This is a genomic window from Brumimicrobium sp. (assembly GCF_048268645.1).
GTDB classification, from domain to species: domain Bacteria; phylum Bacteroidota; class Bacteroidia; order Flavobacteriales_D; family Crocinitomicaceae; genus Brumimicrobium; species Brumimicrobium ulvae.
In genome coordinates this window covers 1-10,009 of the sequence record NZ_JBLWVE010000030.1, presented here as the reverse complement: position 1 = coordinate 10,009, position 10,009 = coordinate 1, and the positions used below count along the sequence as shown (strand labels likewise).

Annotated in this window: 5 protein-coding genes and 1 pseudogene; 5 read left to right on the top strand and 1 reads right to left on the bottom strand. The window is 38.3% G+C overall.

What is annotated here, in order from left to right:
• The 5 genes and pseudogenes from ACN0U3_RS14050 to ACN0U3_RS14030 form a co-directional block, all read left to right on the top strand.
• A partial coding sequence (locus tag ACN0U3_RS14050) for a heavy metal translocating P-type ATPase (protein WP_417266717.1) occupies positions 1 to 2,157 on the top strand: 2,157 nt, incomplete at its 5' end.
• A 20-nt stretch (positions 2,158 to 2,177) separates the two neighbouring features.
• Entirely contained in the window at positions 2,178 to 2,390 is a 213-nt protein-coding gene (locus ACN0U3_RS14045; protein ID WP_268225841.1) for a heavy-metal-associated domain-containing protein, read from the top strand.
• A gap of 37 nt (positions 2,391 to 2,427) precedes the next feature.
• Positions 2,428 to 2,829: a zinc-dependent peptidase gene (locus ACN0U3_RS14040; protein WP_417266716.1), complete on the top strand. Its 402-nt coding sequence runs from the start codon at positions 2,428 to 2,430 to the stop codon at positions 2,827 to 2,829.
• Between the two features lie 44 nt (positions 2,830 to 2,873).
• A pseudogene (locus ACN0U3_RS14035) lies at positions 2,874 to 4,784 on the top strand (multicopper oxidase domain-containing protein); the annotation flags it as partial.
• A gap of 1,469 nt (positions 4,785 to 6,253) precedes the next feature.
• Positions 6,254 to 8,830 (top strand): T9SS type A sorting domain-containing protein, encoded by a 2,577-nt coding sequence (locus ACN0U3_RS14030; RefSeq protein ID WP_417266715.1) that lies wholly within the window; start codon positions 6,254 to 6,256, stop codon positions 8,828 to 8,830.
• 1,064 nt (positions 8,831 to 9,894) lie between these two features.
• Here the strand turns inward: ACN0U3_RS14030 and ACN0U3_RS14025 are convergent.
• A complete protein-coding gene (locus tag ACN0U3_RS14025; RefSeq protein ID WP_417266718.1) occupies positions 9,895 to 10,008 on the bottom strand; it encodes an integrase core domain-containing protein in 114 nt (37 codons plus the stop codon).
• Position 10,009: the final 1 nt, after the last annotated feature.

Below are 10,009 nucleotides of genomic sequence, written 5' to 3'. Positions count from 1 at the left end.
AGCGTTGAATCTGTATTAAAACATACGAAAGGCGTTTTTGATGCAAGCGTAAATTTTGCCAATAGCTCTGTTCTTGTAGAGTACGACAAAGAGTTGAGTCCTAATCAACTTCAAAATGCACTTCGCGAAGTGGGCTATGATATTATCATTGATGCGGAGAATCCTTCGGAAGTACAACAAGAACTACAGCAAAAGCACTATCAAGACATAAAAAATCGCACTATTTGGTCAGCCATTCTTACGCTTCCAATTTTTGTATTAGGAATGTTTTTTATGCAATGGGAACCAGGTAAGTGGATTTCTTTACTATTGGCTTTCCCTATTCTATTTTGGTTTGGTCGTAGCTTTTTTATCAATGCTTTCAAGCAAGCCAAACACGGTAAGGCGAATATGGATACCTTGGTGGCCTTGAGTACCGGAATTGCATTTTTGTTTAGTGTTTTCAACACCTTTTTTCCTGAATTTTGGTTGAGTCGTGGTATCGAGCCTCACGTCTATTATGAGGCGGCTACGGTAATTATAACTTTTATTTCTTTAGGGAAACTATTGGAGGAAAAGGCAAAGTCAAATACTTCTTCGGCTATTAAAAAGCTGATGGGATTACAACCTAAAACGCTTAAAATTATTGAAAACGGGGAAGAAAAGGAAATTTCTATTTCGGCTGTTCAAGTAGGTCAGACGATATTGGTACGTCCAGGAGAGAAGATTCCTGTGGATGGAGAAGTTTCCAAAGGAAGCTCTTATGTTGATGAAAGTATGATTACGGGAGAGCCTGTTCCTGTAGAAAAAACAAAGGATGAAAAAGTTTTCGCAGGAACGGTAAACCAAAAAGGTAGTTTCCAGTTTACTGCCGAAAAAGTAGGTGGAGAAACCTTGCTGTCCCAAATCATTAAAATGGTTCAGGACGCACAAGGAAGCAAAGCGCCTGTTCAGAAACTGGTAGATAAAATTGCTGGAATATTTGTTCCTGTCGTTTTAGGTATATCTATTATTACATTTATTGTTTGGATGTCAGTTGGTGGCGAAAACGGATTTTCTCAAGCTTTATTGACTTCTGTAGCTGTATTGGTAATAGCTTGTCCTTGTGCATTGGGGTTGGCGACCCCTACCGCCATAATGGTGGGTATCGGAAAAGGTGCTGAAAATAATATTCTTATAAAAGATGCCGAAAGTTTAGAACTCGGTTATAAAGTGAATGCTGTCATTCTTGATAAAACTGGCACAATTACGGAAGGAAAACCTTTAGTAACTGATATATTTTGGAGGGATAAACTTGAAGATCAAAATCAATACAAGCAAATTCTTTTGGCAATAGAAGCACAATCAGAACACCCTTTGGCAGAAGCGGTAGTCAATCACTTAAAGGATGAGAATATTGGAAAAGCTGAAATGACTTCTTTTGAAAGCATTACAGGCAAAGGTGTAAAAGCTCAAACAGAAAATGGTTCACAATACTATGTTGGAAATCATAAACTAATGCTTGAGAAAAATATTCAAATCGATACTTCCTTGATGCAAACAGCAGAAAGTCTTGAAGAGCAATCGAAAACAGTCATTTTCCTTGGCAATGAAAAAGAGGTGTTGGCGATACTCGCTATTGCAGACAAGATAAAGGAAACTTCAAAAAAAGCCATAGCTACGCTTCAAGAAAGAGGCATCGAAGTCTTTATGCTCACGGGAGATAACAATAAAACAGCATCTGCTGTAGCAAATCAAGTAGGAATAACAAATTACCAAGGCGAAGTAATGCCTTCGGACAAAGCGGCTTTTGTTGAAAAATTACAGACGGATGGAAAGATAGTAGCAATGGTTGGCGATGGTATCAATGACTCCCACGCTTTGGCACAAGCCAATGTGAGTATCGCAATGGGTAAAGGTTCAGGCATAGCAATGGACGTCGCAAAAATGACCTTGATAACATCAGATTTGCAATCCATTCCTAAAGCGCTGGAATTATCGAAAAGAACCGTGTTGGGTATACGTCAGAACTTATTCTGGGCATTCATTTACAACATCATCGGTATTCCAATTGCAGCGGGAGTTTTGTATCCCGTAAATGGGTTTTTGTTGGATCCGATGATTGCAGGTGCAGCAATGGCATTCAGTAGTGTATCTGTAGTAGCAAACAGCTTAAGACTTAAACGAGTAAAACTTTAATAATTAATAAATTCAATACTATGAAAACTTTAAAATTTAAAACAAATATCAATTGTGGTGGGTGTGTATCAAAAGTAACCCCTTTTTTAAACAAACAAGAAGGTGTAGAAAGTTGGGAAGTAGATACCGCCAATCCTAATAAAATCTTAACCATTGAAAGCGATGGTGCAACCGAAGAAGACGTAAAATCAACTTTGCAAAAAGTAGGATTTAAGGCGGAACCTGTGGATTAATTCCTCTTTCAATATGGCTTATGTTTTAATTTAGGTTGTGATTCTTCTGTTTGTTATTCATTTTTATCGAAAAGCAAAACGTCGGAGAGTCCAACCTTTTCCATATCATTGGCACAAATTATTGTTGGAGAATGTTCTTTATTATAGAAATCTTTCTAAAGGCAGGCAACTTGTTTTTCAACAACGGATGATGCAGTTTTTAAGTGAGGTTTATATAGAGGGTGTACAGTTTGAATTGGAAGAATTAGACAAAATTTTGATTGTAGTAAGTGCTGTGATTCCTGTTTTTGGCTTTAAAGAATGGCATTACCCTAATTTAAGTGGCATCCTTCTATATCCAGATAACTTTAATGAAGATATGCAATTTGGCAGTAAGGATAACGCGCGCAATATTGGTGGAATAGAATGGAGCGGTAGGTTTAGTTTAAGAATCAATTAAGATGGAACTCATAAATAATACTTAAATCTTAACTGTCAGAAAAGCAGGAACAGATAGGACTGTATGGTTCTATGATTTTGAAGAAAAGACCCGATAATAAAACCTTCAGAAAAGGCATTGACGACTTGTCTACCATTCCGATCGTTTTGAGCGAATGGACCGACTATAAACCAGAAAATGTACATAGAATGCTTCACAACGCGTCAGATTGGTTTGCGATTAAAAAGGGAACCACTCAAAGTTATGGAGAAGCTGTAAAAGCCGGACATCTTAAAACGAAACTTCGCAACGAGTGGAAGCGTATGAACGCTATGGATGTAAGCGACGTTTATTATGACAAATTTCTAATCAATGGCAAAAGTGAAAATGACGATACTTCCCTGAAAGGTTTAAAAGCCGGAGATAAGGTGCGGCTGCAAATTTCAAATGGAGGTGCTTCCAGCTATTTCTGGCTTACGTATGCCGGCGGAAAAATAACCGTGGTGGCCAATGACGGTAATGATGTAGAACCTGTGGAGGTCGATAGACTGCTTATTGCAGTATCTGAGACCTACGATGTGGTAGTTAACATTCCTGCAGATAATACGGCTTTTGAGTTTTTAGCAACACCAGAAGACCGCACCAAATCTGCTTCCATCTATTTGGGAGAAGGCATTAAACAGCTCACGTCGCCACTACCAAAACTTAAATATTTTGAGGGTATGGAAATGATGAATGGAATGATGAAAATGAATGGGGACCTCGATCAAATGGGAATGAAAATGAGTATGCAACAAATGGATATGAACGTGGTGATGTATCCTGAAATAACAGGCCCTGCGGATAACGGAAAAAGCAAGAAGATGGATATGGAAGGCGAAGAGTCTACTGGTCATAAAATGGACGAAATGGATGGAATGAAGATGAACGAAGAAATGTACAAAAGCAATGAGCTTTCAGACATCACAACACTCAATTACGCTATGCTCAAATCGCCTACCAAAACTACACTTCCCGAGGACGCACCTGTAAAGGAACTGCATTTTACACTTACGGGAAACATGAACCGCTACGTTTGGAGTTTGGATAATAAAGTGATATCAGAAAGCGACAAAATCCTGATAAAAAAAGGTGAAAAAGTAAGGATTACCATGTATAATAATTCAATGATGCGCCACCCAATGCACTTGCACGGACACGATTTTAGGTTGCTCAACGGTCAAGGGGATTACGCTCCGCTAAAAAACGTGGTGGATATTATGCCTATGGAAACTGATGTCATCGAGTTTGAAGCCAATGCTGAAGGTGATTGGATTTTTCATTGCCACATATTGTACCATATGATGAGCGGGATGGGTAGGGTTTTTAGTTATGAAAACCAAGAGCCCAATCCATTGATTCCAAATCCAGAATTTGCATTAAGAAAATTAAAGGGCGATGACAGGGAATTTCATTTAATGGCAGAAAACGATTTTGCTACAAATGGAAATGATGGGGAGTTAATGATACAGAGCACTCGTTGGAGTTTTGGCACCGAATGACGTTTAGGCTATAATGATATGCACGGATATGAAACAGAAACCCATATAGGACGGTATATTGCAAAAATGCAGTGGCTGATGCCATTTGTAGGCTTTGACTGGCGCAATAGAAAATTGGGACATGATGAGGTTGAGGAAAACCTTTTTGGAGAAAAAAACACAAAAGATAAGCGTGCATTAGTTAGTATAGGTGTCAATTATACCCTGCCAATGTTGGTAATGGCACAGGCCGAAATATTCTCAGATGGTAATGTAAGGCTGCAATTTGAGCGAAAAGACATTCCCCTCACGCAAAGATTGCGTATGAATCTAATGTGGAATACAGACAAGGAGTATATGGGAGGATTGCGATATATCGCAACACGAAATGTGGGAATTACTGCCCATTACGATAGCGATATGGGGTTTGGAGCAGGACTTAATTTGAATTATTAATAGTAATTTGAGGAGCACTTATTAGTTTATAGACAATAAAATATTCGATGTGCCTATTATTGCCGTAGATTCATTATCAGACGTATCATTGTAAATGTGATATTTGACAACTACCAAAGACTCTTATTAGAAGATTATAACACGATTATAATCAGCTTCTATCGTATAAAGTTTGCCTGAAAGTCTAAGATGGTTTTTAAATTACTGTACCGATACAATTTCTGCAGCATTAATAGATGTATTGTATCGCCTGCAATGTTACCAAAGCTATGGTGCGCTATGCGCATAGTTAGATGTTTATTGATTTTGGCCTTTTTCAATTCAGGGAAAATAAAATCGTCCTTACTTCTTTTATCATCTTTATATTGGTTTAAATCTATAGTGCTATTTCAGAAATTTTTAATGATAGAAGCGTGGAATTTTTATGCATTGTGTAAGCAAACAATATAGAAGGAAGGTAAACTCATAGAATACTTCCTTCAAGTGACTACTGGATAATGCCAACACTTTTATCCCCAGCATATTTATTTCGTTTCGTTTTGACCTGAGATTTTATCTCCCGTTTGGGAACTGCCGCAATATTGTTTAATCTAAATTCACAAGCGATGTATTTACAGCAGGATGGATTCTACACGACGTCTCGAAAACGCTATTATCCCAAATGATAAAATCGAAAAAGGGTATCGGGAAATTATGGCCATATTACAGATGAGCTGTTTATTTTAGAAACTGAATAGCTATTGATGGATGCAAACTTGAAATATAAAAAATGCTCTATTAACAGAAATGCCAGGTTTTCGTTATACCAAACGATTTGAATCTATTAAAGCAATATAACCGTGAATTCTATTTCAGATTTCGGAAAATTAATTTTAAATAAACAGCTAGATAATGTTAATTGTTTCTGAAAAAAACGTATATTTGTTTAGAATCGGTCTAAATAGTGATGCGAATTAGATAACACACACGGTTAGAAAAGTAGCTTGAGAGCTGCCGTTCAATTCTTAAACACCGTTGGTTCAATATCTATTACGCTTTGAGAGTGACTAATAACATTGGACTGGAAATTTTAATGGCTTGTAAAACAGTGAATTGATTGATTTTTATGGGGAGTTCTCAATATTTTTTTAGAGGTCAGTAGTTAGTTGCATATAATTCATTAATATGATTATCAGTGATATAAAGAATTTTCCCTTTGTCTGTTCGAGCCTTTCGACTTCGTTCAAGATAAACTAAAGACGAGAACTATTGGACCTTATTAATTACGTTTCGACTGCGCTCAACGAGACATACGCTAGAATAATCAAAGTTTGAATATGGATCTACCGACCTCTATTTATTTTAATTATACTTTTTAGAGACTGGTAAATGCTTAACTAGAATGTAAAATAAATATTAAAGGTATTTATAATCAAGAGGATTCAAATAGAATCTTGATTAAAAATACTGCAAATTCTAAAATGTTCGAAATGAAAAAATACACACTTCCCTTTTTTCTGATAGTCCTTTTGCTCTTACTTTCTACTCTTTTAATTTCAAGTTATAAGGATAATTCAGACGGCGTGTCTGCCAGTGGACTTGAAGATATTATCCAAGAAACTGGGAAAATGGAGTACCCAGCAGAGTGGATGTACAACCAGCGTGCCTATCCAAACAACTATATCAATAAAGAGGCTTATAAAGAAGCCATTGTTCAATCAAGACAAATCCAGGTCAACAGATTGCCTGAAGTGGCTGGGGAATGGTCATTCGTGGGACCATTGAACACGGGCGGAAGAATTACTGATGTTGCAATTGCCCCTGATAACGACAACCATCTTTACGTTGCCACGGCCACGGGAGGCATTTTTAGAAGTTATGACCTTGGCGTGAACTGGATTCCAATTTTTGACAATGAAGCAAAAATGTCTATTGGGGATATTGCTATTGCACCCTCAAGTCCACAGCGAATTTATGCGGGAACGGGGGAAGCAAATGGAAGCGCCACCGATGGAGCTTATTTTGGCGATGGAATTTACAGAAGCGACGACGCCGGCGATTCGTGGACGAACGTCGGTTTGCCTGAAAGCAATCATATTGGCAGAATTGTAGTGGATCCCACAGACCCAGATCGTGTTTTTGTGGCAGCTACTGGAGAATTATACGGTACGAATAGCGAGCGGGGAATTTATAGAACCCTAAACGGAGGTGGAAGTTGGGAACAAGTGCTGTTTGTGACCGATTCAACAGCAGCAATAGATGTTGCGATGAATGTGGTAAACACCAACATTCTGTACGCTTCCATGTGGGAGCGAACCCGTAAACCTTGGGAGCGTGATTATGCAGGGGTAACCTCCGCAATCCATCGCTCTATGGACGGTGGCACCACTTGGACTCGGTTGGGTGAAGCCAACGGGTTGCCTGCTCCAAATGTACAAACGGGAAGAATAGGAATTGCTGTTTCGGAATCCGATCCTTCTACGGTTTATGCTCGTTACACCACTAACAAAATAACTAACAAATTCGATGGCCTGTATAAAAGTATCGACAATGGCAACAATTGGACATTGGTAACTCCACCGAGTGCTTTAAGTGGCATTGATGCCAATTTTGGTTGGTATTTTGGAAATCTTCGTGTAAATCCAACCAATTCATCTGAAGTATATATTGTAGGTCTTGAGATTGCAAAATCTACAGACAGTGGTGCTTCTTGGCAGACCTTACCAGGTATGCATGTAGATCATCACGCATTGGATTTTTCAAGGACCAACAGTAATTTTATGCTTGCCGGTAACGATGGTGGGGCTTATATTTCAAACAATGGAGGTAACAGTTGGAGTAAGTTCTTAAACCTTCCCATAACGCAATTTTACAATATTGAAGTTGACAGGACCCAACCAGAAAGACTTTACGGCGGAACACAGGACAACAATACGATACGAACAATGACTGGTGGAGCGAGTGACTGGCACTCCATTTGGGGTGGTGATGGTTTTCACGTAAATGTTGATCCGGTGGACAATAATTACATTTACGTGGAGTCGCAATATGGAAACTTGGGTCGGAGCATCGATGGGGGAGACAGTTTCAATTATGCCACCAATGGAATTAATGGAAACGACAGGAACAACTGGAACACTCCGGTTATAATTTCGCCTTTTGACCACGAAATTCTTTATTACGGAACCAATAGATTATATACTTCCAATCGAGCTTCAAACTGGACTGTGATCAGTCCAGACTTAACGGACGGCATTCATACCAGTGGTTCTATGGCTTTCGGAACGCTTACCGCAATCGCTTCTTCTTATAACAATCTCGATGTAATTTATACTGGAAGCGATGATGGAAATGTAAATGTAACTTTTGATGGTGGCGCTACTTGGTCAGATGTAAGCACAGGCTTACCAGACCAATATATTACTTCTATCGCGATGGTTCCAGATGATGATATGACTGCATACGTTGCGGTTTCTGGTTTTAAATACTTGGAATATACCCCGCACGTTTTCAAGACCACGGATGGCGGAGAAAACTGGACGGACATTTCATCTAACTTGCCGAATTTGCCCGTTAACGACATTATTACCTATTCAGAGGAAAATATACTTCTTGTAGCGACAGATTTGAACGTGTGGTTTTCGATAAATGATGGAGAAAGTTGGGATATTTTGGGTAATGGGCTCCCCCAGACCATCATTATGGACTTGAAGCTGCACGAACCAACGCAAACGCTTTATGCTGGAACTTTTGGACGGGGAATGTTCAGTTTTGACAATGTGGTTAACTTTTGTCTAGGCGTTGGCGACAATGAATTATCAGCGAGTTCCATCATACTACATCCCAACCCAGCGACCTCGGAATTTACAATTTCGCAAACTTTATCTTCGGAAGGAAGTATCCAGCTTTTTGATATTTCGGGGAAAAAGATAAGGGAGTTGTTCCGTGGGGATTTTGGAGCACACAAAAACATCAGAGTAAGAACTGATGGAATTGTCTCTGGAGTTTATTTGGTGAAAGTGAGAGTTGGGAATCAATTTGTAGCGAAGAGGCTTGTGATAAAGTGAGTAGTGTGAAATGTTAAAAGAGGTACACACTGAGCATACCCAAGGTCCAAGAAGGGGATCGGTAATGGCATTAGAATGTATTATACAGACAGAAAGCCTTTCAAAGTTCAATAATGCAGGGAGTATTTTAAAAAGGGAGCTGATACACTTTTTTTAGATACTCCTTTCAAATCAATCTAATATCAACTTATTATCCAATGGCTTCAAATTTTAATAACTCTGTGACAACAAATTCAGGTGGCGTTCTTAAGGGTTCCTTTTCCGGAGTTGTTGAAAACAATGATAATGGCCAGATTGAATTGACCAATGGGATCTTTGATCTGAGTTTTTGATACGTATAGATTAGTTAATATATTTTTTTTTCAGTATTGTCCGAGAATAGAGACAAGACCGCTGGCGCTACAGGAATCAAGAGCCAAGACTAAAGCGTAAACCTCTGAAAATGTACTTTTTAAAATTCAATGATAGACGAACTTGCGATATTTCGGTTTTGTTACTGAACAAAATGAAAATAAAGGTCATATTTAAGAAACTCCCCGAAAGTTATTATTGGCTTGGACTTACCGAGATCATAGAATTTTAATCGGACAACAATGATTTTTTTTAATGAAGCCCACTGTAAAAAAACACAGTGGGCTTTTTGATTGTTATATTCTATCCTACTTTATGCTACAAATATTTTATTGGCAAGTCTTCTTTTTGATCTTAAAATATTAAAGTTTAGTTGCTTTGTATACCGTTGTTGGGATGTTTTGCGGAACGAAACGGAACGGCTGACGAACACCTTTTTACCTGCCTTCCGTGAGGTTAATGGGTTAACTAATTGGTGTGATGTTTACGGAATCGTGGGAAAAGGTCAGTGCAATAGGTAGTTTTAATAATGGTAATTCCGAATTCTATATAAATTTTAGACCAGATTATCATGTCGTGCTTCAAGCCTTTAGTTCCGAGCAGCTTGAACTGTAAGCTTCCCCTATTTAAAACTGTTTGTTTTTCCAAATATATAATTTTTTACGTTTTAAAATAGAATGGCTTTCTCTTCATATCGTTTCTTTAAAACCATTTTATTTTAAAATGAGCCTAGCGGCAGCGACACGTTTGTTTTCAGCATATTTTACTGGTGGTATTTTCCCTAAGCTATCGTGTGGTCTTTTATGGTTATAATCATCCATCCAAATT

Bases quoted from the DNA above. Each gene is read 5' to 3' on its own strand.
- ACN0U3_RS14030 (WP_417266715.1), top strand. From the start codon at position 6,254: ATGAAAAAATACACACTTCCCTTTTTTCTGATAGTCCTTTTGCTCTTA.
- ACN0U3_RS14045 (WP_268225841.1), top strand. From the start codon at position 2,178: ATGAAAACTTTAAAATTTAAAACAAATATCAATTGTGGTGGGTGTGTA.